The following is a 26,051-nucleotide window of genomic DNA, read 5'->3' as shown; positions in this document are numbered from 1 at the left end:
CTCAGGCCAGTCGCTGGTCGACCCGCACGCCGGCCTGTTCCGCCGCCACGTGCTCGGGCAGCACCCTGCCGAACAGCTGCCGCGTCCGCGCCACCGTGCCGACGACGCCGGGCCGCAGGCTGTAGGCGAAGATCGCCGTGTGCCGCTGCCGGTCGCCCTGGACCGTGCTGACCTGGTGCAGCGAGTAGCGGCCCTTGAACAGCTGGAGGTCGCCGACGCGCAACGTCAGGCGCCGGACGAGCCGGTCGTCGCCCGCGAGCACCGCGCGGACGTCGCCGAAGTTCTCCTCGTCCGCCGACCGGATGTTCGGGCAGTACTGGAACTCACCGCCGCCCTCGGGTGCCTGGGTCAGCATGCTCACGGTGAACTCGTTGGTGTCGAAGTGCCACGGGTGCGCGCGGCCGGGCGGGATCACGTTCAGCACCAGGCCGGACAGCGGGTCGGCCAGCTCGTGCAGCTCCGGCAGCTCGAAGCACGCGGCGACGAACCGCTGGAACACCTCGCTGGTGTAGAGCTGGTGGATGATCGCGCCGCGCGGGACGACGTCGCGGGCGACGAACGCGTTGCCGCGCTCCATCGTCGTGCGGCCGGGGTGGTCCGGCGGCAGCGGGGTGTCGACGTCGATGTTGTAGGCGTTGACGGTCTCGACGTCGTAGTAGGCGTGCGGGGCGATCTCGGCGCCCTCCCGCCGCAGGTCTTCGTGCAGCGCGGGCCTGATGAAGTCGGGCAGGACGCTGCACCCGACGGTGTGCAGGTCGCGGTGGGTGCGTTCGACGACGTCCCGCCACGCCGCGCCGTCCGGTTCGGCCAGCGGATAGTCCGCGGTGTTCACGACCTGTTCGAGCAGTCCCGCTTCCATCCGGTCAGTGTCACGGTGGCGATCACGGTCGCCAAGACCCTTGTGAGATTGTCCGTGCCAGGCATTCGGCGGTACCGGATCACCACCGCGGCGGCCGAACGGCGCCCTGTCGGCGGGCCCGGCCGCTAGTAGCGTCCCGGGTATGAGACGACTGGTCACCACCGCGTTGTCGTTCTTCCCCACCTGCTAGGGGATTCCCCGAGTTCCGCGTGGCACGAACCCGTGCCCGCCTGGGCGATGACAACGTTGTCTCGCCCGTGTCCGAGAGAGGAAGGTCCATGTTCGGCTCCCTGCACCGACGTGCCAGACGCTCACTCCCCCTGATGGTCGCCGGCCTGCTCACCGCGGGCGTCTTCACCGCCACCCCTGCCGTCGCCGCCCCGATCCCGCTGACCCAGCACGTCAACCCGTTCATCGGCACCGACAACTCCAATTCGCCCAACCCCGTCCCCGGCGGCGCGGGCGGCAGCACCTACCCCGGCGCCGTCGTGCCGTTCGGCATGACGCAGTTCAGCCCGGACACCCCGACGGCCTCGCCGTCCGGCTACCGCTACAGCGACACCAAGATCGAGGAGTTCAGCCTCACCCACTTCAACGGCGCGGGCTGCGCCAACAACGAGGACCTCGGCATCCTCCCGATCACGACGGGCTTCCCCACCTCTCCCGGCACGAACTGGACCTCCTACGCCGGCAACTACACGAAGGCGAACGAGTCGGCCGCGCCCGGCTACTACAAGAACCGCCTCGACAACTACGGCACCGGCGTCGAGCTGACCGCCACCAAGCGCACCGGGTTCATGAAGCTCACCTACCCGGCGACCACCACCGCGCGGGTGCTGGTCAACAGCAGCCGCAGCGCGACCGGCAACCGCGCGGGGTCGATCGCGATCAACGGCAGCCAGCTCACCGGCACGTTCACCGGCGGCGGCTTCTGCGGCTCGTCCAAGACCTACCAGCTCTTCTACGCCATCCAGTTCGACCGCGCGCCAACGGGTTTCGGCACGTGGCTGGGCGGCACGGTGAGCGCCGGGTCCGCGAGCACCAGCGGCGTGAACTCCGGCGGCTACGTCACGTTCGACACGTCCTCGAACCCCGTGGTGCAGCTGAAGATCGGCGTCTCGTTCGTCAGCGTGGCGGGCGCGCAGGCCAACCTGGCGGCCGAGAACTCCGGGTTCGACTTCGCCGGCGTCCGGACCGCGGCCGACAGCGCGTGGAACGACGTGCTGAACAAGGCGCAGGTGTCGGGAGGGTCGGCGGCGGACCTCCAGAAGTTCTACACGGCGCTGTACCACGTGTTCCAGAACCCGAACGTCGCCAGCGACGTCAACGGCCAGTACCGCGGCTTCGACCAGACCGTCCGCACGGCGTCGCACACCGTCTACCAGAACTACTCGGGCTGGGACATCTACCGCTCGTGGGCGTCGCTGATCGGGTTGCTCGCCCCCGCGGAAGCCAGTGACATCGCCAAGTCGATGGTGCTGGACGGGCAGCAGGGCGGGTTGCTGCCGAAGTGGTCGCACAACAGCAACGAGCACTTCGTGATGACCGGCGACCCCGGCCCGATCGTCGTGTCGAGCCTGTACGCGTTCGGCGTGCGCGGCTTCGACACCGCCGCCGCGCTGGCGTTGATGGACAAGAGCTCCAACGGCGGCACCACCCAGGGCCAGCCGACGCGCGGCCGTCAGGCGGGCTACCTCAGCCGGCACTACGTCACCGAGGACCCGTCGGACTCGCTGGAGTACTCGGCGTCCGACTTCGCCATCGCCCAGTTCGCGCGGGCCGTCGGCGACACGGCGAAGTACAACACCTACATGACGCGCGCCCAGTGGTGGCAGAACGTCTACAACCCCGAGTCGGGCTACGTGCAGAAGCGCAACGCCGACGGCTCGTGGGCCTGGCCGGTCACGCCGGCGAACCCGTCCGGCTACACCGAGGGCAACGCGTCGCAGTACACGTGGATGGTGCCCTACAACTTCGGCAGCCTGATCAACCTGATGGGCGGCCCGCGCACCGCGATCCAGCGGCTCGACCACCACTTCACCCAGCTCAACGGCGGCCTGAGCCTGCCGTACTTCTACATCGGCAACGAACCCGAGCACGGCGTGCCGTGGGCGTACCACTACGCGGCCTACCCGCAGGGCACGAGCGCGGCGGTGCGGCGCGTGATGACCGAGTCGTTCACGACGGCGGCCGGTGGCCTGCCCGGCAACGACGACCTGGGCGCCACCTCCGCGTGGTACGTCTGGGCGGCGCTCGGCATGTACCCGCCCACCCCGGGTTCGGACGTGCTCGCGCTGCACGGCCCGCTGTTCCCGTCCGTGACGATCACCAGGCCTTCCGGGGTGCTGCAGGTCAACGCCTCCGGGGCCGGCGCGCAGTACGTGCAGTCGTTCAACCGCAACGGGGTCGCGTCCACCCGGTCGTGGCTGCGCTACGGCGACATCGCGGGCAACGCGACGCTGAACTACGCGATGGGCTCGTCGCCCAGCTCGTGGGGCACCTCCGCCACGGACGTGCCGCCCTCGTACAACGACGGCTTCACTCCCCCGCCGGCGGCTCCCGCCCTCGGCGCCAACCTGGCCCTGGGCAAGCCCGCCACGGCGTCCGCGGCCTGCAACTCGGCGGAGGAGGCGGCGAAGGCGTTCGACGGCAGCCTGTCCGGCAAGTGGTGCTCGCTGGCGTCCGGCACGAAGTTCCTGCAGGTCGACCTGGGCTCGACGCAGAACGTCGGGTCGTTCGTGCTGAAGCACGCGGGGCTCGGCGGCGAGACCACCGGGTTCAACACGGGTGCGTACACGATCCAGACGTCCGTCGACGGGACCAGCTGGACGAACGCCGTGACCGTGTCGTCGGTGCGGGCGAGCCGGTCGTACCACCCGATCGCGCAACGGCAGGCGCGGTACGTGAAGCTCAACGTGACCACGCCGGCGAACAACGGCAACACGGCCGCGCGGATCTACGAGTTCGAGGTCTACGCCAGCTCGTAGCAGATCTCGGTCCACGGCTCGGGCTCGTGGGGACCGTAGATCTCCCAACGGGTTCCCGTGGTCACGAGGCCTCGGGCGGCGCACCAGGACAGCACGTCCCGGTGCGCCGCGCCGAGCTCGCCGTACGGTCCGATGTGGACCGTCGTGGCGATGCGCGCGGCGGGCAGCCCGGACGCGACGACCCGTCCGGTCAGCGGGCACGGCACGGTGAGTTCCACGCCCACCTCCACGTTCGGGACGTCGTCGCGGCGACGACCGCGGTGGGCCGGGCCGCGACTTCGGTGACGCGGATGGAGCGGGACACGGAGCGCAGCCTACGACCGCGACGCCGTGTGAACCGAGGAACGACCTCACGATGGCGAGAACCAGGCTGTCCCGGCGTGCGAGTCGGTCATGATGCACGTCGTGATCGATGAGTCGATGTCCCCCGGCGAAGTGCTGGCCCGCCTGTCCTCCTTGCGGCAGCACACTCGGGGAGGGAAGCGGTCACCGCACAAGCCGCTGCTGGTGTTGCTCGCGTTGGGGCGGTTGACGGCCACCGGCTCGAGCACGCTGTCCTGGGCGGCGGACTCCGGGAAGCTGGCGGACCTGATCCGGGACTTCGGCCCGGCTTCGGCCACGCAACCGGCGCAGTCCGCCGCGTACCCGTTCACCCGCCTGCGCTCGGACGGCATCTGGACCCTGGACCGAGACGTGCCCATGGACCGCGTGCAACCGCTCACCACCGAGGAGGTCCTCGGCCGGCTGGACCCGAGACTCGAGCGAGCTCTGCGCGATCCGGAACTCGCCGCCGCGGCGGCCCGGCGCCTGGTCGAGTCCGAGTTCCGGCAGTGCGCGTTCTGCGGCTTCGACGGACAACTCGGTGCCACCACCGTCGGAGTCGAGGCCGCGCACATCCGCTGGTTCGCCTTCGACGGCCCGGACACCGCTGACAACGGTCTGGCGCTGTGCTCCCTGCACCACAAGCTGTTCGACCACGGCGTCCTCGGTCTGAGCCACGACCTGCGCATCACCGTGTCCGCCAAGTTCACCAGCCGCACCACCACCGGCCGGGCCGTCTACCAGCTGCACGAACGTCCGCTCGACCCCAGACCCGGCACCACCCCACCCGCGCCGGCCCACATCACCTGGCACACCGGCCAGGTCTTCAAAAGTCCCGCATTGACCGCCTGACCAGGGCCAGACGGGCACCCACGCCGGGCGCCCGCTCGTCGCACCGGTCACCGGAACGACGAGCCGGACGCACGCGACGTCTCCTGCTCGGCTGGTCTAGCGCACCGGGATCGGCTGTCCGGTCACGGTCTCGGCGATCGCGAACAGCGGGATGACCATCCACTCAGGACGGAACCGGTGCTCGTGCCGCACCTCCAGCACGGCCCGGTCCAGCTCGACCGCGGTCAGCAGCGCGCCGCCGGGCGTGCGGTCCGGCGACACCTCCGCGTAGCCGGCGCGGAAGGCGGCCCGGTTGTGCGCCAGCCACCTCGCCGCCCTCGGGCCCAGCTCGGCGTCGTCCGCGCCCACCAGCAGTTGTGCCGCCGCGTAGTGCAACGACCTCAGGGCGGTGGCCACGTCGTGCTCGGCGGGGCGTGGGCGGGCTCGGTCGGCGGCGTCGCGGTCCGGCTCGCCCTCGAAGTCGACCAGTACCCACGTCAGCGGCGAGCGCAGCACCTGGCCCAGGTGCAGGTCGCCGTGGACCCGTTGCAGGCGGAGCGGTTCGCCGGTCGCGAGGACGGCGTCGTAGCGGGCTCGGACGCCCGTCTCGAACTCGGCGAGCGCGGGGACCTCGGCCAGTGCGGCGTCCAGGCGGCTGTGCAGGGCCGCGACGAACTCCTTCTCGTCGGCGGGACCGGCGATCTGCTCGCCCAGCGTTTCGCGCAGGTCCGCGTGCACGCGGGCCACGGCTCGGCCGAGCCGATGGGCCTCGGCGGCGAAGTCGCCGCCCGCGCTCTGCGGGTCGTCGCCGGGGCTCGCGAGGAAGTCCCGCACGCTGGCCGTCGCCATCGGCCAGCCCAGGGCGCCGAGCGGCACGAACTCGTGCAGCACGGCCAGCGTCGTGCGCTCACCGTCCAATTCGGACTCCAGCGCCCCCTGCGGCGGCGCGATGTGCGGGTCGCCTGCCGAGTGCAGTGCGTTGTGCAGCACCAGTTCCGGGTTGTCGCCCGGCGTGAGCTCGCGGAAGAACTTCAGCACGTGCTTGCGGCCGTAGACGATCGAGGAGTTGCGCTGCGGGCCGGGGAACGGGCGGCCGACCGGCGCGGCGGTGTACCGAGGCGGCAGCGCGCCCTGGAACCTCAGGCCCTCGACCTCGGCGGAGTCCTCGAAGTGGCCGAGCAGCACGGCGGTGAGCTCCGGGTCGTACACCGCCTCGTACGCCACGCGCTCTCCCGCGACGCCGATCCTCGCGTGCGCCAGGCGTTCCGGGAGCTCGTCCCGCACGCCCAGGAGCAGCTGGTACCGGCGGCCGTCGCACGCCAGCACCAGGTGGACCAGCGACGGGTCGCCGTGGTGCAGGACGGTAGCGCGCTCGCACGTCACCGGCCCGCGGCCGCGGAACCACGGCTGCGCCTCCAGCCAGCGGTCGAACTGCTCGGGCAGGACCTGGGCGGTCTCGCTCGTCGTCACTTCTTGTCGCCGCCTTCCACGTCGGAGTTCAGCTGGAACCAGTAGAAGCCGTGACCGGGCAGGGTCAGCTGGTACGGCAGCTCGCCGATCGCGGGGAACCGCACCCCTCCGGTGAGCTCCATCGGCACGGAGCCGGCGTGCTCGGCCAGGTCGAGCTCGACCGGCTGCGGGAAGCGGGACAGGTTGTTGACGCACAGCACGACGTCGGTGCCGAGCGTGCGCAGGTAGGCGAGCACGGTCGGGTTCGAGCCGCCGAGCTCGGTGTAGTCGCCGTGCCCGAACGCGCGGTGCTGCTTGCGCACCTCGATCATGTGCCGCGTCCAGTTGAGCAGCGACGACTGGCTGCGGACCTGTGCCTCGACGTTGAGACCCTGGTAGCCGTAGACCGGGTCCATGATCACCGGCAGGTAGATCCGGCCCGGGTCGCACGACGAGAACCCGGCGTTGCGGTCCGGGGTCCACTGCATCGGCGTGCGCACGGCGTCGCGGTCCTGCAGCCAGATGTTGTCGCCCATGCCGATCTCGTCGCCGTAGTACAGAACGGGCGAGCCGGGCAGCGACAGCAGCATCGCGGTGAACAGTTCGTGCTGGTTGCGGTCGTTCTCCAGCAGCGGGGCGAGCCGTCGGCGGATGCCGATGTTCGCCTTCATCCGCGGGTCTTTCGCGTACTCGGAGTACATGTAGTCACGTTCTTCGTCCGTGACCATTTCCAGCGTCAGCTCGTCGTGGTTGCGCAGGAAGATGCCCCACTGCGCGTTCTCCGGGATCGCCGGCGTCTGCGCCAGGATCTCCGAGATCGGGAACCGCGACTCCCGCCGCACCGCCATGAAGATGCGCGGCATCAACGGGAAGTGGAACGCCATGTGGCACTCGTCGCCACCCACCGCCGGATCACCGAAGTACTCGACCACGTCCGACGGCCACTGGTTCGCCTCCGCGAGCAGCACCCGCCCCGGGTACTCGTCGTCGACGACCTTGCGGCACTTGCGCAGGAAGTCGTGCGTCTCCGGCAGGTTCTCGCAGTTCGTGCCCTCGCGCTCGAACAGGTACGGCACGGCGTCGAGCCGGAAGCCGTCGATCCCGACGTCGAGCCAGAACCGCAGGGTGTCGAGCATCGCGTCCTGGACGGCGGGGTTGTCGTAGTTGAGGTCGGGCTGGTGGCTGAAGAAGCGGTGCCAGTAGAACTGCCCGCGCACCGGGTCGTAGGTCCAGTTCGACGTCTCCGTGTCGACGAAGATGATCCGCGCGTCGCTGTACGCCGAATCGTCGTCGCTCCACACGTAGAAGTCGCCGTACGGGCCCTCGGGGTCCTCTCGTGACTGCTGGAACCACGGGTGCGCGTCGCTCGTGTGGTTGAGCACCAGGTCGGTGATCACCCGGATGCCACGCCGGTGTGCCTCGTCCAGCAGGTGCTGGAAGTCCTCGACGGTGCCGAACTCCGGCAGCACCGCGCGGAAGTCGCTGATGTCGTACCCGCCGTCGCGCAACGGCGAGGCGTAGAACGGCGGCAGCCAGAGGCAGTCGACGCCCAGCCACTCGAGATAGTCCAGTTTGGACGCCAGACCGCGCAGATCGCCTGTGCCGTCACCGTTCGAGTCGCAGAAGGCGCGGACCAGCACCTCGTAGAAGACCGCGCCCTTGAACCAGTTCGCCTCGTGCTCCATGGCACCTCTCGCTCGCACCTCGTCGGTTTGCGGCAGAGTGGGGCACGGCGGGCGCCAAGATCAAATCGTTCACCGGATCAGGTGAGGCGCGCTCTCCCGCGGCGGAAGTCGTCAGCGGTCGCCGTCGGGCAACTGCGTCGCGAGGTCCCAGAGCTCCAGCTCCCGCAGGGCGGCGGGCAGGTCCGGCACGACCACCATCGCGTCGAGAAGTCCCAGCGCCGCCAGCGGTCGCAGCAGCACGCGCTTGTCGGTGACCAGCACGAACCGCGTCCCCTTCTTCACCGCACGGGTGTGAGCCGTGTAGAAGGCACCGAGGATCGTCGAACTGCCGAACCTCACCGCGCCGCAGTCGACGACCACCGGCAGACCGCGGTCGACCGCCGCGGTGAGCAGACCCGACACCCGGTCGGCGACCACCGGGTCCAGCTCGCCGGCCAGCTCGACGACGGTCACCTCGGGCAGTTCCCGGAGCGTGAAGGGCGACGGCTCCGCGCTGAACAGCGCGCGTGCTTCAGAGGTATCCACCGAGATCCACTCCAAAAGGAAGCAGGTGGTGCGGCACAGGACGCGCCGTGCTACCTCTTGAACACGATCGCCACCACCGATCCTACTCGCACACAGGTGCGAAACAGCTCACGTGCGCCCGGTGAAGTGCCGGCGGCTCAGCGCGAGGAGCTTCCGCTGAACGCCTGGGTCGTGGGACACCGGCGGGGTGGCCGACGCGGTGTCGCGGTGGAAGTACCGGCCGGTCACCCCGGCGAGGCCGGGATCGGTGGCCAGCCGGAGCGCGGTTCGAGCGCCCTCCTCCGGGGTGAGCAGGCCGCGGCGGATCAGCGTGCCGACGGGTCGCAGCAGCGCTGGCACCAGGTCGTCGATGATGCCGGTGGCGACGATGCCGGGGTGCAGCGCGTTGACGGTCACTCCGTCGTCGGCGAGGCCTCCGGCCAGGGCGTAGCCGGCGGTGACGGTCATGAGCTTGGCGCGGGCGTAGGCCTCGAACGGCACGAAACCGCCGGCGGGGTTCAGTTCCGCGAAGCTCTCGACACCGGCGAGGTCCAGGGTGGCAGGACGTGGTCTGCCGGCCAGCTTGACCTGGCGGGTGTCGTTGAGCGTGTCGCTGGCGACGTTCACCACGCGCGCCCGGCCGCGGCGCAGCGACGCGTCCAGCAGCGTGGTGAGGCCGTAGGCGGCCAGGTAGTCGAGGGCGATGTGCATCTCGACGCCGTCCGCCGTGACGCGGTGCTCCGGGAAGTGCGCGCCGGCGTTGTTGACCAGGACGTGGATCTCGTCGTAGCGGTCCCGGATGGTCCTCGCCGCGGACAGGACGTCCGCACGGCGGGACAGGTCTCCGGTGATGACGTCGAGCCGGGTCGTGCCGACGCGTGCGCGCAAGGCGTCGGCACGGGCGGGGTCGCGGGCGATGGTGACGACGTGCGCACCCGCACGGGCGAGTCCGGCGGCGATGACCTGGCCCATGCCACCGGTCGCTCCGGTGACGACGGCGACCTTGCCGGTCAGGTCCTGCGCGGCGGTCACCGGGTGATCCGCGGGCGGGCGTGGACGTAGCGGGGGTTCTCCGCCTCGTCGACGAGGAACGCGGCGAGGTCGGCGCGTCCGATCGAGCTCCACAGCCGGATCCGCAGGTCGGTGCCCGTCCGGTACTCGCCGCTCTGGTCGTGGTCCGACAGCTTCGGCGGCCGCACGATCGTCCACTCCAGACCGGAGCCCGTGATGAGCGGCTCCATCGTCTCCTTGTCGCGCATCCTCGCGGCCACGTTCGCCCAGACCGCCACCGAGTACAGCGACCTGTCGCGCGTCTCCAGCACTCCATGCGCGCTGACGGCGATCAGACGGCGCACGCCGGTCTCCTCCATGGCCGCGACCGCCGACCGGACGCCGTCGGTGCAGACCGTCGTCGGCCCCTTGTCCGCGCCACCCAGGGCACTGATCACGACGTCGACACCGGTGAGGGCGCCGGTGAGCGCCGGGACGTCCGCGACCTCGGGCCACACCACCTCGTGCAGGTCTGCGACCGGCGCGAACGACCCGGTCCGGCGGACCAGTGCGACCACGCGGTGCCCGCGCCGCAGCGAGGCCGCCACCACCTGCCGGCCGGTGGCTCCTGTCGCACCGAGCACCGCGACCTTTTGTGATACATCCTGTCTCATAGTTCGGATCATGCCCGGCCGCACTGCTACGAGTCAACTTGTCTCATAAGATCGGTGCGTGACCAGTGAGACGGACCCCAGGTTCCTGCGCAGCCGGGAAGCGATCCTCAACGCCGCCCGCGAGCTGCTGCTGGAGAGCGGCCCGACCGCCGTGACCCACGTGCAGGTCGCCGAACGCGCGGGCGTGGGGCGCGCGACGGTCTACCGCCACTGGCCACAGCCCGTACCGCTGCTGGTCGAGGCCATGGCGACCGTCCCCATGCCGTTCCTCGACCAGCCCACGACCCCCACCCGCGACTGGCTCCGCCGGGAACTCACCGCGATCGCGCGGCAACTCGAGCTCGACGACGTGCGCGCCGTGGCCACGACCCTCGCGAACACGGCGCTGTGGGACGACACCATGGACAGCCGCCGCGCCCAGTTCGCCGGCATCCTCACCGCACGACTGGCTGCCGCCCTCGACGACGCCCAGGCACGCGGCGAGCTCACCCCCTCCCTGCCCAGTGGCGACGCGGCCGCGCTGGCCATCGGCCCGCTGCACTACCGCGCCACCATCGAACGCGCCCCGATCGGCCCCGCCCTCATCGACGCCGCCATCGACGCCCTGGGCACCTGGTCGACCGGCTAGCGACTCGTGCCCGTGCTCGAAAGTTGTTGCCGTGCAACGGAATCCGGCCAATCTCCCCAACCTCGGGACGGTCTGCCTACGATGAGGACGTGAGCAGTCCGACGTCCTGGTGATCGGCGCCGGGACGCACGAGGTGGGCAGGAAGGATCTCCATGGGGATCTCACTCGACGCCGCCGACGTCCTTCCCCTGGACGCGGCGGAGGCCACACTCGTCGCGCGGGTCTTCGACCCGGCCGCGGGTGGACCGTCCGTCGTGGCGATCCGCGGCGAGGAGGTCGTCGACCTGTCGCCGCTGACGGCGACGGTGTCGTCGCTGCTCGAACGTCCGGACGCGGTGGACGTCGTCAGGAACCGGCCGGGCGGCGCGTCGTGGCCGCTCGCGGAGGTGCTGGCCGCCACGGCCGGCGCGGCGGGTCCGGTGCCGCGCTTCCTCGCGCCGGTGGACCTGCAGGTGCTCAAGGCCGCCGGGGTGACCTTCGTCCGCAGCATGATCGAGCGGGTCATCGAGGAGCGCGCCGGCGGGGATCCGGCGCGGGCCGAGGAGGTGCGGCGGAAGGTGGGCGCGGTCGTCCAGGGGCACCTCTCCGACCTGGTGCCGGGGTCCGCTCAGGCCGCCGAGGTGAAGAGGCTCCTGCAGGCAGAGGGCTTGTGGTCGCAGTACCTCGAGGTCGGCATCGGCCCTGACCCCGAGATCTTCACCAAGGCCCCGGTGCTCTCGGCGGTGGGGCTGGGAGCCGACGTCGGCGTGCTCGCCCGATCGGCCTGGAACAACCCCGAGCCCGAACTCGTCCTCGTGGTGGACTCGCGCGGAAACCCGATCGGCGCCACGCTCGGCAACGACGTCAACCTGCGCGACTTCGAGGGACGCAGCGCTCTGCTGCTCACGGAGGCCAAGGACAACAACGCCTCGTGCGCCATCGGCCCGTTCCTGCGGCTGTTCGACGCCGGGTTCACCCTGGCCGACGCCAAGGCCACCGAGATCGCCCTGGACGTCACCGGCCTGGACGGCTTCGAGCTGCACGGCGTGAACCCGGTCTCCGAGATCAGCAGGGACCTCGGGAACCTGGTCTCCCACGCGTTCGGCGCCCACCACCGCTATCCGGACGGCTTCGCGCTGTTCACCGGCACGATGTTCGCCCCGACCGAGGACCGCGACCAGCCCGGCGAGGGGTTCACCCACCACGTCGGGGACGTCGTGCGCATCTCCTCGCCCCGGCTGGGCGCGTTGACGAACGTCGTGAACACGGCCGAGGACGCACCCGACTGGACGTTCGGCATCACCGCGCTGATGGAGAACCTCGCCGCCCGCGGCCTGCTGGGCCGGGTCAGCCCGTAGGCGCCGGGATCGGGATCACCCTGGAGCGCAACAACTCCAGCGTCGCGCGGGTGATGTCGCCGACCGGGACGGTGCCGCCGCTCGCGGTCCAGGTCTGGACGACGACCTCGATGACGTTCATGGTGCTCGCGGCGGTCAGCGTCGCGAACAGCGAGTCGGTCTCGCCGCCGGACCTGCGCATGATCTCCTGCGCCAGCCGCCTGCGCCACGACCAGTCGAGGTCGGCCAGGCCGGAGCGCAGGCTCGTGGTGCGGTCGAAGATCTCGTACAGGGCGAGCAGGCGGGCCGGGTTGGTCGTGATCGTGTGCTCCACGCTCGCCACGACCGCGTGCAGCGCCTCGGACAGCGGCGTGCCCTCCGGCTGGGCCTCGAACGCCGCCATCGCCGCGTCCAGGCCGTTCTCCACGAAGCTGACGACGAGCGCTTCTTTGGTCGCGTAGTAGCGGTAGAGCGTGCGAGGGCCGACCTCGGCGGCGGCGGCGATCTGCTCGATCGTGGTGGCGTCGTACCCCTGGGCCACGAACAGGTCGAACGCCGTCTCGGCGATGAACTGCCGGGTGCGTTCCATCTTCGTCTCGCGCAAGCCCACGGCGCCCACCCCTCCCTCTGGCTTGGCCAGAGATCGTAGCACTGCCATGTGGCAGTGACTGCCACGTGACACTCAGTTGCGGCACGCGTTGCCGTCTGGCAGCCTGGGTCAAGTGACAGTGACTGCCATATTTTCTTCCGAAGGGCGGACCGGATCATGAGCGAGACCACCGTCGGCACCCGGTCCGAGCACGCCGGCTTCCCCACCACGCGCGACCCCCGCTGCCCGTTCGACCCGCCCGCCGAGTACGCCGAGCTGCGCGAACAGCAGGGCACGGCCGCTGTGTCCTGTCCGGTCGGCGTCGACGCACGCGTCGTCAGCCGGTACGCGGACGTGCGGGAGATGCTCGCCCACCCCCAGCTCAGCTCGCACGCGGCGCCGTCCACGCACGTGGTGGCGGACGGGCAGCTCGACCGGCCGGTGGCGCCCGGCAGCCTGCTGAACATGGACGGCCCCGGCCACGCGCGGTTGCGGCGCCTGCTGACGCCGGAGTTCACCGTCAAGCGGATCCAGGCCATGCGGCCCTACGTCCAGCGCCTGGTGGACGAGCACCTCGACGCGCTGCTCGCCAGGTCCGGCCCGGTGGACCTCGTGGCGGACTTCGCGCTGCCGATCCCGTCGCTGGTGATCTGCGAGCTGCTCGGCGTCGACTACGCCGACCGCGACCACTTCCAGGAGCAGACCGCCGTCCTCGTCGGCACGAACAGCGACCCGGAGGCGCTGCTCCAGGCGAACCAGCAGGTCGTGGGGTTCATGACGCAGCTGGTGCTCGCCAAGGTGCAGGCACCGACCGACGACCTGCTGGGCCGGTTGATCGTCCGGGCGAGGGAGAGCGGCCAGGAGCTGTCGGTCGAGGAGCTCGTGACGCTGGGCATCACGCTGCTGATCGCCGGGCACGAGACGACGGCCAACATGATCGGCCTCAGCACGCTCGCCCTGCTGCGCCAGCCCGACCAGCTGGCAGCGCTGCGGGCCGACCCAGGGCTCGCGGGCACCGCCGTCGACGAGATGCTGCGGTACCTGTCGATCGTGCAGTTCGGCGTGCTGCGGCAGGCCACCGGCGACCTGACCATCGGCGAGGAGACGATCAAGGCCGGCGAGTGGCTCGTCGCCGCGCTGTCCGCGGGCAACCGCGACGAGTCGGTGTTCCCCGACGCCGGCCGCATCGACCTGCGGCGGGAGGCGACGGCGCACCTGGCGTTCGGCTACGGCGCGCACCAGTGCCTCGGCCAGCAGCTGGCGCGGGTCGAGCTGCAGGAGGTGTTCGCCCGGCTGCACCAGCGGATTCCGACGTTGCGGCTCGCGGTTCCGTTCGAGGACGTCGAGTTCAAGAACGACGCGCTGGTCTACGGCGTCCGCGAGCTGCCGGTCACCTGGGACCGGGAGGACGCGCGATGAAGGTGCGGATCGACGTCGACGCCTGCGTGGGCGCGGGCCAGTGCGTGCTCGCCGCGCCGGACGTCTTCGACCAGCGCGACGAGGACGGCATGGTGGTCCTGCTGCTCGAGAACCCGCCGGAGCACCTGGAGGCGGCGACCGACCACGCGGCCCTGCTGTGCCCGGCGCTGGCGATCGTGGTGGACAGGTAGTGGCAGGCCTCGACAGGGTGGTGGTCGTCGGCGCTTCCGCCGCCGGCGTCACCACCGTCGAGACGCTGCGCCGGGAGGGCTACACCGGCGCGCTGACCCTGGTCGGCGACGAGAACGCGCTCCCCTACGACCGCCCGCCACTGTCCAAACAGGTTCTCGCGGGCACCTGGGAACCCGCGAGGACCTTGCTGCGCCCCGGTTCCGCGTACGCCGAGCAGGACATCACGCTCAAGCTCGGCCACGCCGCGACCGGACTGGACCTGGCCGGTCGCCGCGTCACGCTGTCGAACGGTGAGGAGATCGGGTACGACGGCCTGGTGATCGCCACCGGCACCAGGCCGCGCAGGCTCCCGTTCGGCCACCACCTCGCCGGTGTGCACGTGTTGCGCACCGTCGGCGACGCACTGGCGTTGCGGGACGGCCTGCTCCGCGCGACCTCGGTCGTGGTGGTGGGCGCGGGTTTCCTCGGCACCGAGGCGGCGGCCGCGGCCAGGACGCTCGGCCTGGACGTCACGCTCGTGGACCCGCTGCCGTTGCCGCTGGCCCACGTCTTCGGCGACGAGGTGGCGAAGACCATCGCGGACCTGCACACCGAACGGGGCGTGCGCCTGCTCACCGGCACCGGCGTCACCGGCCTGCACGGCGACGGCGCGGTGACCGCGGTCGAACTGACCGACGGCACCCTGCTCGCGGCCGACGTGGTGCTGGTGGCGATCGGCGCCGAACCTGTGACGGACTGGCTCGCCGGCTCCGGCCTGCCGCTCGACGACGGCGTGCTCTGCGACGCCACCTGCCAGGCCGCCGAGGGCGTGTACGCGGCGGGCGACGTGGCCCGCTGGTTCAACCCGCGCTTCGGCGCCCTGATGCGGGTGGAACACCGCATGAACGCCACCGAGCAGGGCATGGCCGCGGCCCGCACCCTGCTCGGCGCCCGCACACCGTTCGCGCCGGTGCCGTACTTCTGGACCGACCAGTTCGACGCGAAGATCCAGGCGTACGGCGTGTTCCCGGCCGGTGCCGACGTCGTGGTGGCCCACGGGTCGCCGGCCGACCGGAGGTTCGTCGCGCACTGCTCGGTGCGCGGCCGGGTCGTCGGGGTGCTGGGCTGGAACGCGGCGAAGCAGGTGCGGCAGGACCGGCTGCTGATCACCCCGGTCTGACGCCGCGTCAGAAGACGGCCAGCGGGTTCACCGGTAGCCCGGTGGTGCCGAGGATGCGCGGAACGGCGGCCACGAAGAGGAACGTGTGGCGGCCCTGCTCCGCGCACGCCGCGGCGAGCTCCTCGCACTGGGCGCCGTCGACGAGCACGAGGCCGAGCCGCAGGAGCCCCAGCCGGTGCAGCGCGCCAGGAACGTCGTCGCGCACCGGCGGGGACGCGTCCCCGATGTCGCCCGCGTAGAGCGAGATCTCCCGGTCGTGCATCCACCGGACGGCGCCCGAGGTCATGCCCGGCAACGGCCGGCCGTGGTCGGCGACCCGGTCCCAGCCGGCCCGCACCACGAGTGCGTCACCGGACTCCACCACGACGCCCGCGCGCGCCGCCGCGGCCTCCAGGTCGTCCGCCGTGACCGGGTACCCGCCGGGCAGCCTGCCGCCGGGTGCCAGGTCGAGCAGCACTCCCCTGGTCACGATCCCGCCGGCGAACACGTCGGCGGCGCCGTGGGTCACTCCCCCTGGTCCGGAGCTCTCCGCCTGCGCGATTCCCGGGTAGACCTGCCCGTCGACCACCATGTGCGCCAACGCGTCGAGGTGGGTGACCTCGGGGTGGTGCGTCGTGACGAGCATCAGCTCGGCCATCGCGAGTGGCGGCGCGCCGGTGAACGACATGATGGTCTGAACACCGGTGGTGTCCGCGCGCAGGGCCGCCATCGGACCGCCCATCAGCGGTGCGGTCGGCGTCCTGCGGGCGAGTGAGACCGACTGCCCCGTGCGCACCTGCGCGGCACCGCGGGCGCGCGCCTCGGCCGTGACCAGGTTGACCGTGCCCAGCTGGTCCGCGCCGCCCCAGCGTCCCCAGTTGCTGGGGAACTCGGCAGGACTCGTGTCCATCGTGGACTTCCTTCTTCCTCTGGTGAGAACCGGACTCGCGGCGCGAACGCCCCGCGCCGAGATCGTCTCCACCCCGCTGCCCCGGCACCAGCCCACCCACTGCCCGATCGGTGCCCAGGATCTTGGCTACTGTCGGGTGCGTGCCCTCATTCGGAGACACCTTGCGGGAGCTGCGGCGGCGGTCCTTCACCGGTCGTGCCGACGAGGTCGCCGTGTTCGGCGACGCGCTGGGCGGCCCCGGCGTGGTCTTCGTGCACGGGCCCGGTGGGGTCGGCAAGAGCGCGTTGCTCGACGCGTTCGCCGACGTGGCCGGGGAGAAGGGCTTCGACCTGATCCGGGCCGACGCCCGCCACCTGGCGCTCGGCCGGGGCGCGCTGCCCGTGCCCGCCGAGGGCGAGATCCTCTTCGTGGACACCTACGAGCTGCTGGAACCGATCGACGACTGGGTCCGCGAGCAGTACCTGCCGTCGCTCCCGGCGTCGTGCCTCGTGGTGATCGCGGGACGGCGGGGCCCTGGACCGGGCTGGCGCGCGGACCCGGCCTGGCGAGCGGTGACGAGGGTCGTCGCGCTCGGGAACCTGTCGGCGCGCGAAGGCCGGGCGTACCTGTGCGCCCAGGACGTTCCCGAGGAGTCGCACGAGCAACTGCTGAAGATCAGCAGCGGCCATCCGCTCACCCTGTCGATGCTGGTGGACGCCGTACGCCGGGGTGCCTCGCCGCGCACCCTGGCGGACCTGCCCGGCGGGGCGGGCGCGTTGCTGGCGCAGCTGGTCGGCGAGGTGCCGAGCACCCGCCACCGCACGGCGCTGGAGGTGTGCGCGCTGGTGGTGGTCACGACCGAGGACCTGCTGCGCACGATGGCCGGTGACGACACCGGTGAGCTGTTCGCGTGGCTGCGGGCGCAGGTGTTCGTCGACGAGTCGCCGTACGGGCTGTACCCGCACGACGTGGTGCGCGACGCCGTCGTGGCGGACCTGCGCTGGCGCGACCCCGGCCGGTACGCCGACCTCTACCGCCGGAAGCTGGCCGTGTTCCACCGCCAGGTCCGGGCGACGGCGAGCGAGCGGGAGCGGCTGGACCTGATGGTGATGACCGTCGTGCTCAACGGCGCGCGGTCCCGCTTCGCCGCGCTGGCCTCGCTGCCGCCGACGTTGCGGACTCACGCCGACGTGCTGCGCGACGGTGACCGGCCGGAGATCGTCGCCATGACGGCGCGGTGGCAGGGACCCGAGCAGGCCGAGCTGGTGGCGCACTGGCTGAAGCGCCGGCCGGAGGCGTTCCGCATCTTCCGCACCGAGACCGGCGAACCGCGCGGCTACGGCGCGTGCCTGGACCTGGCGGAGGCCGATCTCGGCGCGGACCCCGGCGCCGACGCGATGTGGCGCCACGCGGCGAAGTACGGGCCGCCGCGCGCGCGCGAACGGGTCCGCGCCTGGCGGTTCTTCCTCGACCGCGAGCACGGCCAGCGCCCGTCCCCGTCGCTCACGCTGTTCGTCGCGTGGCAGATGCTGGAGATCATCCAGATCGACGACGACACGGCGTGGAGCCTCGTCGGCGCGTTCGGCGACGGCGAGCTGTGGGCACCCGCGCTGGAGTCGCTCGGGTTCCGCGCCGAAACGGGTTTCACCGTCGGTGCCTCGACCTACCCGGTGTTCGCCCACGACTGGCGGCGTACCGACGTCGAGCAGTACACGGATCGCTTGCACGCCAACCAGTTGGGCCGGTCAGCGCCGCCCGCCGCGGTGCTGTCCCGCCCGGAGTTCACCGACGCCGTCCGCTCCGCGCTGCGCGACCTGCACGCGCCGGACCTGATCCTGGCCAACCCGCTGCTGCGGTCCAGGATGGTCCGGCGGCACGGACGCCCCGGGCAGACGCCGGCAGAGTCCCTGCGGGACCTGCTCGACGACGCCGTCGCCGTGCTGAAGCCCGACTTCGGCACGTTGCTCGACCGGACGTTCCTGCGGCCGGTCGGCGTGCAGGAACGCGTCGCGGAGTCGTTGCACCTGTCGTTCAACACCTACCGGAGGCACCGGGACAAGGCCGTCGCACAGCTGACCGAGCTGCTGTGGGACCGCGAGGTCACCACCTCAGGGCGCTGAGCCTGCTCGTCAGCACCGGCGAGAACGTGCCGTCCGCCGTGGTCATCGCGTGCCCGACGCCGGGCAGGACCACGCGGTGGCCCACCACGGACGCGAGCTGGTCGGTGGCCCGGCAGGGCACCTGCGGGTCCAGCTCGCCACAGGTCAGCAGCACCGGCATCGGCCGCAGCCCGCGTGCGACGTCGGGCGGGAACACGGCGTCCACGGACGTGACGAACCGGCGGCTCGGTCCTGCCAGGGACCCGAACAGCGCGGCGAGCGCCGGCGGCATGCCGGTGGTGTCGACCGGGCGCCCGGCACGCAGGTCGGCGACGGCGACGTCGATCGCCCCGTCCGCGGCGCGTCCGTCCTCTTCGGACATGGCATCCGCTTCGACCGCCTGCCTGATCTGGTCGTGCAGCTGGGTGGCCAGCACGTCCAGGAACCGCAACGCCAGCGGCTGCAACAGGATCAGCGCCGCGGCCCGCCGGTCGCGAGGGGCGTCCGCGGCGAGCACCAGCGCGGTCAACGCCCCCTCGCTGTGCCCGGCGAGCGCCACCCGGCGCGACGCCACCTCGGCCCGGTCGCGCAGGAGGTCGCGGGCCGCCGCGGCCTGCCGGACGAACGCCGGGTGGTCGATGTCCTGCGGGCGCCCCGTGAACGCCCCCAGCCCGGTGCGGCCGGTGCCGTACTTGTCGAACCGGAAGGTCACCACCCGGTCGCGGTCCAGCGCGAGAGCGAGATCGCGGATGGTGTTCGGCGTGAACGCGGGCGGCTGGTTGCCGTCGCGGTCGGTGGGTCCGCTGCCGGGCAGCAGCAGGGCCGCGGGCAGCCGTTCGCCGCGCCGCCGTGCGGGCACGTGCACTGTTCCGTAGGTGGTCGTGCCGTCGACGACGAAGGACACCTCCTCATCGCGTGCCGGCAACCAGAACCCCTTGTCGTGGGCCGATTCGGCGACCGCCGCGAGTGGTGAGACCATCGTCGTGACCGTCGCCAGGACCAGCGCCGTCCTGACGATCACCGGCGCGTCGCCTTCTCGACCATCTCCACCACGGCGCGCGGGTCGTCGACCTCGACCACCAGCCGCGTGTAGGTCTCGTCGGCGAGTTCGACGACCACGGCCTTCTGCGCGTCGCGCACCGCCCAGAAGACCTTCTCGCCGTCGTGGTGGAACGTGCCGGCGGTGATCACCTTGGGCACGTGCGTGCCCGGTGCCTTGATCCCCTTCGGTTCGTCCACGATCCCGGGATCGACCGTGGCTCCGCGGACGTTCGCCAGCGGGATCGTCAACCTGCTCTTCAGGGCCCAGAGCTTGTCCAGCCCCTCCATCTCCACCACCAGGTCCTGGCCCTGCACGCTGACCACTGCCATGTCAGATCCCCTCCCCTGCCGCCGTTCCCGGCGTGTCGTGTCCATTCAGGACGGCGCGGTCGCGCAGCCAGCGGCCCAGCAGCACGTCGGTGGCCGCCGGGTCGCCCGTCGTCTCGTCGAGCTCGGCGAGGACCGACGACACCAGCTCGGCCACCTCCGGGTCGTCCGGCGCCCGGTCCACCGCGGCGAGCAGCACCAGGTCCCAGGTCAGGACCTCCTCCGCCCGTGCCGCGTGAGCCAGACGCGGACGCACCTCCTGCTCGACGTGCCGGCGCAACGCCGCGAGGTACAACCCGCGCTTGCTGCCGAACACGCCGTACAGGCTGTTGCGGTGCACGCCGACCGCCTTCACCAGGTCGTCGATCGAGACGCCCTCGTAGCTGCGGCGGGCGAACAGCTCCGCCGCCGCCTGCACGACCTCGTCCTCGTCGAAGGACCTCCGTCGTCCCATGTGACGACCGTAGCGTTTTCAGGAACGGTCAGTCAAGAACGAACGTTCCTGAATTCTTCGGCTCCGGGTTTCGAAACTCTTCTTGGCCCTGCACAAGGGGTTTCCTGCACTAGGCTCGATCCGACGTCCCGACGAAGGAGTTGCCGACGTGGTCGAGACGCACGACATCGTTCGCCCGCCCGCGGAACTCAGCGCCGCCCTCGCGGCTCTCGGCAGCGCGACGGCCAGCGCCGAACTGAGCCGCATGGGCATCCGCAGCGCGTTCATCAGCGGCCCGGTCACGGCGACGCCGGGCGTTCGGGTGGCAGGACCCGCGCTGACCTTGCAGTTCCTGCCGAAGCGGGAGGACCTCTACCCCGACGAGGAGTACGCCGAGCCGGAGAAGCAGCTGCACCGGCACGTCATGTACCACGCGCAGGCCGGCGACATGATCGTCGTGGACGCGCGCGGTGACATGAACAGCGGTGTGTTCGGCGAGATGATGCTGACCTACTTCAAGGGCCGCGGTGGCGCCGGAGTCGTGATCGACGGCTGCCTGCGCGACGTCGGTGAGGCCAGGAAGCTCGGTCTCGGGCTGTGGATCCGTGGCGCCACGCCGAACTACCACGCCCAGACCGGCATCGTGCCCACCGCCGTGAACGTGCCGGTGGCGTGCGGCGGCACGCTCGTCGAGCCCGGCGACATCGTCGTGGCGGACGACGACGGCGCGGTCGTGGTGCCGGTCAAGCTCGCGCCCGCGCTGGTCGCCGTCGCTCAGGAGCACGCGGAGTGGGAGGAGTTCTCCCGGATCAAGCTCGCCGAGGGCGGCGACCTGCGGCGGTACTACCCGCTGTCGGAGGACGCCCGGCCCGAGTACGAGCGGTGGCGCGCCGAGCAGGGGCACTAGCTCCACAGGCGGTCGTGGCTCGACTCGCCGTCCCAGTGCGTCGTCTCGGCGAAGAAGACCGGATCACGCGGGTCGAGGTGGTGCCGCACCAGGTCCTCGTCGAGATCGCCGAACCCCAGGCCCGGCGTGTCCGGCACGGTGATGTGGCCGTCCTGGATCAGCGGACGGGGCAGCCCGGTGACGAGGTCGTCCCAGAACTCCACGTCGGCCGCGTGGTGTTCGAGCGCGAGGAAGTTCTCCGTGGCGGCGGCCAGGTGCACGCTCGCCATCGTGGCGATCGGCGACGCCGCGAGGTGCAGCGCCATCGGGATCCCGCGTTCCTGCGCGTGGTCGCCGATCCGCCTGGTCTCCGCGATCCCGCCCGCCGTCGCCGGATCGGGGTGCACGACCCGGATGGCACCGGTGTCGAGCAACGGCCGGAACCCGTCGAGCAGGTAGATGTCCTCCCCCGTGCACGTCGGAACGGCGACCGCCTCGGTCAGCCGGCGCCACTGCTCGGTCAGCTGCCACGGGATGAGGTCCTCGATCCACGCCAGGGTGAACGGCTCCAGCGCGCGGCCGATCCGGATGCACGAGTCGAGCGCGATGTGGCCGAAGTGGTCGGCGGCGAGCGCGACGTCGTACCCGACGACGGACCGCACCGTGTCCACATAGGACGCCAGGTGCTCGACTCCTCGGGCGGTGACCTGGATTCCGGTGAACGGGTGCATCGTCGTGACGTCGTCGCGGGCACCGGGCGGGGCGATCAGCGCCCCCGGGACGTCCCACAGGAGATCGATGCCGACGTCCATCTTCAGCATCGTGAACCCGCGCCGCCTGCGTTCCAGCAACCGGGCGCCCATGGCGTGCGGGTCCGGCAGCGACGGAGTGTCGGCGTAGCACCGGATCCGGTCTCGGAACCGGCCGCCGAGCAACGCGTGGGCGGGCACCCCGTACGCCTTGCCCGCGAGGTCCGTCAGCGCCATCTCGACACCGGAGACCCCGCCGCCCTGCCGTCCGTGGTGCCCGAACTGCCTGATCCCGCGGAAGATCTTGGCGACGTTGCACGGGTTCTCGCCGACGAGCCTGCTCTTGAGCATGAGCGCGTAGGTGGCGCTGGCCTGGTCGCGCACCTCGCCGTAGCCCACCAGGCCCTGGTTCGTGTCGATCCGGACGATCGTCGAGCGGAACGGCACGCCGGTCAGGGTCGCCACCCGCAGGTCGGTGATGCGCAGGTCGCTCGGGCGCGACCCGGTGGCGACGTGCTCCTCGGTGATCACCCCTTCACCGCGCCGGCGGTGAGGCCCTCGGTCAGGAACCGCTGGCCGAACGCGTACATCGTGACGACCGGGATGCTGATCAGCAGCGAGGCCGCGGCCAGCTGCCCCTGCGGCACGACGTCACCGAAGATCATCGACTGCATGCCGACGGGCAGTGTCTTGTAGTCGTCCTTGGTGATGAACACGAACGCGAACAGGAACTCGTTCCACGCGTTGGTGAGCGTGAAGAGGGCGACGGCGAGCAGACCCGGTTTCGCCAGCGGCAGCACGATCCGCACGAACGCGCCGAACCGCGTGCAGCCGTCGACCAGCGCGGCCTCCTCCAGGTCGGCCGGGATGGACCTGAAGTACCCGACGAGCAGCCACGTCGCGAACGGCAGCGTGAACGTCGGGTAGGCGAGCACGAGCGACCACAGCGAGTCGTTGAGCCCGACGCCGCTCATCAGCTGGTACAGCGGGATGAACAGCAGCGCGCCCGGCATCACGTAGGTGAGCAGGATCGTCACCGTGAAGCTCTCCGAGCCCCGGAACCTCAACCGCGCCAATGCGTAGCCCGCCAGCGCCGCGCAGATCAACGCGATCACGGTGGACGCCACCGACACCAGGACAGTGTTGAGGTACCAGGTGCCGAACGCCCTGTCCGCGAACAGGTTCGTGAACTGCTCGGTGGTCCACGGGGTCGGCCAGAGGTCGTCGGTGCGCGCCACGATCTGGTCGTCGGACTTGAAGGCGGTGACCGTCATCCAGTACAGCGGGGCGAGCACGAAGCCCAGCAGGCCCGCGAGCGCGATGCCCGAACCGGTGCCGCCGACCAGTCGTGCGGCCGTCCGGTTGCCCCGTGCGGCGAGCGTGGAGACGACCCGTCCGACCGCGGCCGCGAGCAGCACGAACACGCCGAGCACCAGCGCGGCCTTCCACACGATGTTCGGCGAGGCCCACGCCAGCACGAGAACCGACGCCGCGATGACGGCCCACGGCAACGCCCTGCGCTGCGCGGGGGTCAGCCGCCGACGGCCGAGGTCGGTCGCGCTCGGCAGGTCGTTGCGGCGCATCAGGCGGACGAGGACCACCACGAGCACGGCGACGATCGGCAGCACCACCAGCGTGACCGCGGCGCCCGCGCCCAGTTGCAGCTGCTGGATCGCCTTCGAGTAGGCGACCATCACGTACGGCGCGGTGGCGTCGCCCGGCCCGCCCTGGGTCATCAGCCAGATCAGGTCGAAGTTGTTGAACGTCCAGATCGACGACAGCAGCACCGTCACGACCATGACGTGCCGCAGCCCCGGCAGCGTGATGTGCCGGAAGCGCTGCCACGGCGAGGCCCCGTCCACCATCGCCGCCTCGTACAGGTGGCTGTCGATCGCCTTGAGCCCCGCCAGGAACGTCACCGCGAAGAACGGGATGCCCTTCCAGACGTTGACCAGGATGACCGACGGCAGCGCGAGCGCGGGATCGGACAGCCACTCCGCGGGCCACCGGTCGACCAGTCCGACCGCGGCGAGGCCCGGCCCGATGCCGGAGTCGGTGAGCAGGGTGTTGACGCTGCCGAAGATCGGGTCGAACAGCGACCGCCAGGTGAAGGCCGTGACGACGGTCGGCACGACCCACGGCAGCAGGATCACGCCGGCGACGATCGCCCGCCCGCGCCTCATGTGGTGCAGCATCAACGCCGCGATGAGACCGAGGGTCACCTTGAAGATCTCGGCGTACGCGGTGAAGACGAACGAGTTCAGGACTCCCTTGTGGAACAGGGAGTCGTCGACGAGAGCGGTGTAGTTGTCCAGGCCGACGAAGACCGTCTCGGCGCCGTGCCGTTCCGTGGTGCTGGTGACGACCGAGTCGGCGATCGGGACCAGGATGAGGCCGGCGACCAGCACCAGCGTCGGCCCGACGAACACCGCGGCGAGGCGCCAGTCGCGGCCGAGCAGCCGCTGCGACGGACTGAGCGACGACGACGTGCGCGGTGCCGCTGTGTTGGCCGGACGGGTGCGCAGGTCGGTCACTGCCGGTAGCCCTGCTGCTCGAAGACCTGGACGATCCGGGCGTGCGTCGCGGCGACGGCGTCGGCCGGCCTCGTGCCCTGGATGACCGACTGCATCATGTCGGTGAGCAGGTAGGCGGCGGTGGCGGCCTGCTCCCCCGGGCTCGGTGCCTGGGGGAACTTGAAGCCGGTCTTCGTGGTCACCGGGAGCGGTGTGCGGGTCTGCTCCCGCAGCGCGGCGAAGGCCGGGTCACCGCTGGTGTAGTACGGGTCGGAGTCCCACACCTTGTCCCACGAGGGGTTCACCAGGCAGGGCGCTCCCTTAGCGACACCCAGCAGTGCGGTGCCGCTGACCATGTACTTCGCCACGAGCTTGGCGAGGTCGGGGTTCTTCGCACCCTTGAACACGACGAACGAGTTCGACTCACCGAACGCCAGCGGCTTGTCGAGGGCCGGTCCGGTGGCGCCGTTGAACGGGTGGGTGTTGCCGTACACCGGGTTGTTCTTGGTCTTCGAGTCGGCGTAGACGCTGAACTGGTTGAGCGTGAGACCCAGGATCTGGGCGAGCCAGTTCTCGTTGTTGCTCGAGTCAGTCCAGCTGCCGATCCCCGGCGGCAGCATGGGCGTGTACTTCGGGTTGGTGTAGATGTCGCCGATGAACGTGACCGCGGCGACGGTCTCCGGCGAGTTGAACACCACCTTCGTGCCGGTGTTGTCCGCGATCGCCCCGCCGTAGGTGTTGACGACGTTCGCGATGAAGCCGTTGGCGTCGCCGGAGCGGTTCACCGTGAGGCCCCAGCCGAAGCGCCTCTTCGCCGGGTCGGAGACCTCCAAAGCGTTGTCCCGCAGCTCTTCCCACGTGTAGTACGGCTTGAGCGGGAGGCCCTTCTCCTGGTACCAGTCCTTGCGCAGGTACATCGCCGTAGCGATGAAGTGGTACGGGATCGCGAACCAGCGGCCGCCGAACACGCAGTAGTTGGTCGCCTCCGTCGCGGGCTCGCCGTAGAGCTCGCGCATCTCCTCGACGACGTCGGTCACGTCGGTGAGAGCGCCGAGGTTGTGGAGCTGGCCGACGAACCGCCGGTCGCTCACGAACGCGAAGTCGCGGCTGGTGCCCGCCTTCACCTCGGCGTCCATCTTCGCGACCATGTCCCCGGCGTCGCCGGACACCAGGTCGTTGCGGACCGTGGTGCCGGTGGCCTGAGCGAAGACCTGCAACGAGTTGTCCAGCGCCTTGTTGGCCGCCTCCGAGTACAGCTTCTGCGAGAGCATGCCGACCGACCCGCCGCGCAGCTTCGCGGCCTCGTCGAGCAGGGCCTGGGGAACCTGGACGTCCACCTGCGGTGCGGCCGGACCGCCACCCCCGCAGCCGGCGAGCCCGAGCACGCCCAGCGCGCTCGCCCCGAGGAAAGTCCGCCTGGACAAGTCCGTTTTCTCTTCCATGACAACAACTCCTCCCGCGTCCGGACGAGCGGACGCGTGCCGACGGGGCTTCGTTGCAACCGGCGGGACAGCGGGACGTGCGCCCGCTGC

General features: G+C 71.0%; 24 protein-coding genes. 9 read left to right on the top strand and 15 right to left on the bottom strand.

Annotated elements, in window-relative coordinates; genetic code table 11:
* Position 1: 1 nt before the first annotated feature.
* Complete coding sequence (locus ACQEU1_RS03345) at positions 2–859, bottom strand: HalD/BesD family halogenase (RefSeq protein WP_433196074.1); 858 nt, start codon at positions 857–859, stop codon at positions 2–4.
* 278 nt (positions 860–1,137) lie between these two features.
* Between ACQEU1_RS03345 and ACQEU1_RS03340 the strand changes: the two genes are divergently transcribed.
* Positions 1,138–3,846 (top strand): GH92 family glycosyl hydrolase, encoded by a 2,709-nt coding sequence (locus ACQEU1_RS03340; protein WP_433196072.1) that lies wholly within the window; start codon positions 1,138–1,140, stop codon positions 3,844–3,846.
* Here ACQEU1_RS03340 and ACQEU1_RS03335 read toward each other — a convergent pair.
* Positions 3,831–4,064 (bottom strand): hypothetical protein, encoded by a 234-nt coding sequence (locus ACQEU1_RS03335; RefSeq protein WP_433196070.1) that lies wholly within the window; start codon positions 4,062–4,064, stop codon positions 3,831–3,833. The genes ACQEU1_RS03340 and ACQEU1_RS03335 overlap by 16 nt on opposite strands.
* Before the next feature lie 175 nt (positions 4,065–4,239).
* On the opposite strand from ACQEU1_RS03335, the gene ACQEU1_RS03330 reads away from it, so the two are divergent.
* Positions 4,240–5,019 carry an HNH endonuclease gene (locus ACQEU1_RS03330; RefSeq protein ID WP_433196068.1) on the top strand — a complete coding sequence of 260 codons (780 nt, stop codon included), beginning with the start codon at positions 4,240–4,242 and terminating at the stop codon, positions 5,017–5,019.
* A 96-nt stretch (positions 5,020–5,115) separates the two neighbouring features.
* Here the strand turns inward: ACQEU1_RS03330 and ACQEU1_RS03325 are convergent, their stop codons facing one another.
* From ACQEU1_RS03325 to ACQEU1_RS03305, 5 genes are all read right to left on the bottom strand, one after another.
* Positions 5,116–6,468 carry a maltokinase N-terminal cap-like domain-containing protein gene (locus ACQEU1_RS03325; protein WP_433196066.1) on the bottom strand — a complete coding sequence of 451 codons (1,353 nt, stop codon included), beginning with the start codon at positions 6,466–6,468 and terminating at the stop codon, positions 5,116–5,118.
* Positions 6,465–8,132, bottom strand: coding sequence for a maltose alpha-D-glucosyltransferase (gene treS / locus ACQEU1_RS03320; RefSeq protein WP_433196064.1), 1,668 nt, complete (start codon positions 8,130–8,132; stop codon positions 6,465–6,467). The genes ACQEU1_RS03325 and treS overlap by 4 nt, the downstream gene beginning before the upstream one ends.
* A gap of 111 nt (positions 8,133–8,243) precedes the next feature.
* Positions 8,244–8,657, bottom strand: a complete 414-nt coding sequence (locus tag ACQEU1_RS03315; RefSeq protein ID WP_433196062.1) for an STAS domain-containing protein — start codon at positions 8,655–8,657, stop codon at positions 8,244–8,246.
* Between the two features lie 108 nt (positions 8,658–8,765).
* Positions 8,766–9,668: an SDR family NAD(P)-dependent oxidoreductase gene (locus tag ACQEU1_RS03310; protein ID WP_433196060.1), complete on the bottom strand. Its 903-nt coding sequence runs from the start codon at positions 9,666–9,668 to the stop codon at positions 8,766–8,768.
* Positions 9,665–10,300, bottom strand: coding sequence for an NAD(P)-dependent oxidoreductase (locus tag ACQEU1_RS03305; RefSeq protein ID WP_433196058.1), 636 nt, complete (start codon positions 10,298–10,300; stop codon positions 9,665–9,667). Before ACQEU1_RS03305 ends, ACQEU1_RS03310 begins: the two co-directional genes overlap by 4 nt.
* 58 nt (positions 10,301–10,358) lie before the next feature.
* On the opposite strand from ACQEU1_RS03305, the gene ACQEU1_RS03300 reads away from it, so the two are divergent.
* Positions 10,359–10,928, top strand: coding sequence for a TetR/AcrR family transcriptional regulator (locus ACQEU1_RS03300; RefSeq protein ID WP_433196056.1), 570 nt, complete (start codon positions 10,359–10,361; stop codon positions 10,926–10,928).
* 152 nt (positions 10,929–11,080) lie between these two features.
* Positions 11,081–12,265: a fumarylacetoacetate hydrolase family protein gene (locus ACQEU1_RS03295; protein ID WP_433196054.1), complete on the top strand. Its 1,185-nt coding sequence runs from the start codon at positions 11,081–11,083 to the stop codon at positions 12,263–12,265.
* On the opposite strand, the gene ACQEU1_RS03290 is transcribed toward ACQEU1_RS03295, so the two are convergent.
* Positions 12,255–12,854 (bottom strand): TetR/AcrR family transcriptional regulator, encoded by a 600-nt coding sequence (locus tag ACQEU1_RS03290; RefSeq protein ID WP_433196052.1) that lies wholly within the window; start codon positions 12,852–12,854, stop codon positions 12,255–12,257. The genes ACQEU1_RS03295 and ACQEU1_RS03290 overlap by 11 nt on opposite strands.
* Before the next feature lie 156 nt (positions 12,855–13,010).
* Between ACQEU1_RS03290 and ACQEU1_RS03285 the strand changes: the two genes are divergently transcribed.
* The 3 genes from ACQEU1_RS03285 to ACQEU1_RS03275 are packed head-to-tail and all read left to right on the top strand — an operon-like array spanning position 13,011 to position 15,603.
* On the top strand, positions 13,011–14,252 hold the full coding sequence (locus ACQEU1_RS03285) for a cytochrome P450 (RefSeq protein WP_433196050.1): 1,242 nt from the start codon (positions 13,011–13,013) through the stop codon (positions 14,250–14,252).
* Positions 14,249–14,443: a ferredoxin gene (locus ACQEU1_RS03280; RefSeq protein WP_433196048.1), complete on the top strand. Its 195-nt coding sequence runs from the start codon at positions 14,249–14,251 to the stop codon at positions 14,441–14,443. Before ACQEU1_RS03285 ends, ACQEU1_RS03280 begins: the two co-directional genes overlap by 4 nt.
* Positions 14,443–15,603 carry an NAD(P)/FAD-dependent oxidoreductase gene (locus ACQEU1_RS03275; protein ID WP_433196046.1) on the top strand — a complete coding sequence of 387 codons (1,161 nt, stop codon included), beginning with the start codon at positions 14,443–14,445 and terminating at the stop codon, positions 15,601–15,603. The genes ACQEU1_RS03280 and ACQEU1_RS03275 overlap by 1 nt, the downstream gene beginning before the upstream one ends.
* Positions 15,604–15,610: 7 nt before the next feature.
* On the opposite strand, the gene ACQEU1_RS03270 is transcribed toward ACQEU1_RS03275, so the two are convergent.
* Positions 15,611–16,492 (bottom strand): cyclase family protein, encoded by an 882-nt coding sequence (locus ACQEU1_RS03270; protein ID WP_433196044.1) that lies wholly within the window; start codon positions 16,490–16,492, stop codon positions 15,611–15,613.
* Between the two features lie 140 nt (positions 16,493–16,632).
* On the opposite strand from ACQEU1_RS03270, the gene ACQEU1_RS03265 reads away from it, so the two are divergent.
* The gene (locus ACQEU1_RS03265; RefSeq protein WP_433196042.1) at positions 16,633–18,591 is read left to right on the top strand and encodes an ATP-binding protein; all 1,959 of its coding nucleotides are present in this window, start codon (positions 16,633–16,635) and stop codon (positions 18,589–18,591) included.
* Here ACQEU1_RS03265 and ACQEU1_RS03260 read toward each other — a convergent pair.
* The 3 genes from ACQEU1_RS03260 to ACQEU1_RS03250 are packed head-to-tail and all read right to left on the bottom strand — an operon-like array spanning position 18,572 to position 20,392.
* Positions 18,572–19,591, bottom strand: a complete 1,020-nt coding sequence (locus ACQEU1_RS03260; RefSeq protein WP_433196040.1) for an alpha/beta fold hydrolase — start codon at positions 19,589–19,591, stop codon at positions 18,572–18,574. The genes ACQEU1_RS03265 and ACQEU1_RS03260 overlap by 20 nt on opposite strands.
* The gene (locus tag ACQEU1_RS03255; RefSeq protein WP_433196038.1) at positions 19,588–19,941 is read right to left on the bottom strand and encodes a hypothetical protein; all 354 of its coding nucleotides are present in this window, start codon (positions 19,939–19,941) and stop codon (positions 19,588–19,590) included. The genes ACQEU1_RS03260 and ACQEU1_RS03255 overlap by 4 nt, the downstream gene beginning before the upstream one ends.
* Before the next feature lies 1 nt (position 19,942).
* Positions 19,943–20,392, bottom strand: a complete 450-nt coding sequence (locus ACQEU1_RS03250; protein ID WP_433196036.1) for a TetR/AcrR family transcriptional regulator — start codon at positions 20,390–20,392, stop codon at positions 19,943–19,945.
* A gap of 148 nt (positions 20,393–20,540) precedes the next feature.
* Between ACQEU1_RS03250 and ACQEU1_RS03245 the strand changes: the two genes are divergently transcribed.
* Positions 20,541–21,278 carry a ribonuclease activity regulator RraA gene (locus tag ACQEU1_RS03245; protein ID WP_433196034.1) on the top strand — a complete coding sequence of 246 codons (738 nt, stop codon included), beginning with the start codon at positions 20,541–20,543 and terminating at the stop codon, positions 21,276–21,278.
* On the opposite strand, the gene ACQEU1_RS03240 is transcribed toward ACQEU1_RS03245, so the two are convergent.
* The 3 genes from ACQEU1_RS03240 to ACQEU1_RS03230 are packed head-to-tail and all read right to left on the bottom strand — an operon-like array spanning position 21,275 to position 25,943.
* Positions 21,275–22,537: a mandelate racemase/muconate lactonizing enzyme family protein gene (locus ACQEU1_RS03240; RefSeq protein WP_433196032.1), complete on the bottom strand. Its 1,263-nt coding sequence runs from the start codon at positions 22,535–22,537 to the stop codon at positions 21,275–21,277. The genes ACQEU1_RS03245 and ACQEU1_RS03240 overlap by 4 nt on opposite strands.
* Positions 22,534–24,540, bottom strand: a complete 2,007-nt coding sequence (locus tag ACQEU1_RS03235; RefSeq protein ID WP_433196030.1) for an ABC transporter permease subunit — start codon at positions 24,538–24,540, stop codon at positions 22,534–22,536. The genes ACQEU1_RS03240 and ACQEU1_RS03235 overlap by 4 nt, the downstream gene beginning before the upstream one ends.
* The gene (locus ACQEU1_RS03230) at positions 24,537–25,943 is read right to left on the bottom strand and encodes an extracellular solute-binding protein (RefSeq protein ID WP_433196028.1); all 1,407 of its coding nucleotides are present in this window, start codon (positions 25,941–25,943) and stop codon (positions 24,537–24,539) included. Before ACQEU1_RS03230 ends, ACQEU1_RS03235 begins: the two co-directional genes overlap by 4 nt.
* Positions 25,944–26,051: the final 108 nt, after the last annotated feature.

Source organism: Lentzea sp. CA-135723, assembly GCF_050936595.1.
GTDB lineage: Bacteria > Actinomycetota > Actinomycetes > Mycobacteriales > Pseudonocardiaceae > Lentzea.
This window is presented reverse-complemented; position numbering and strand designations above follow the sequence as displayed.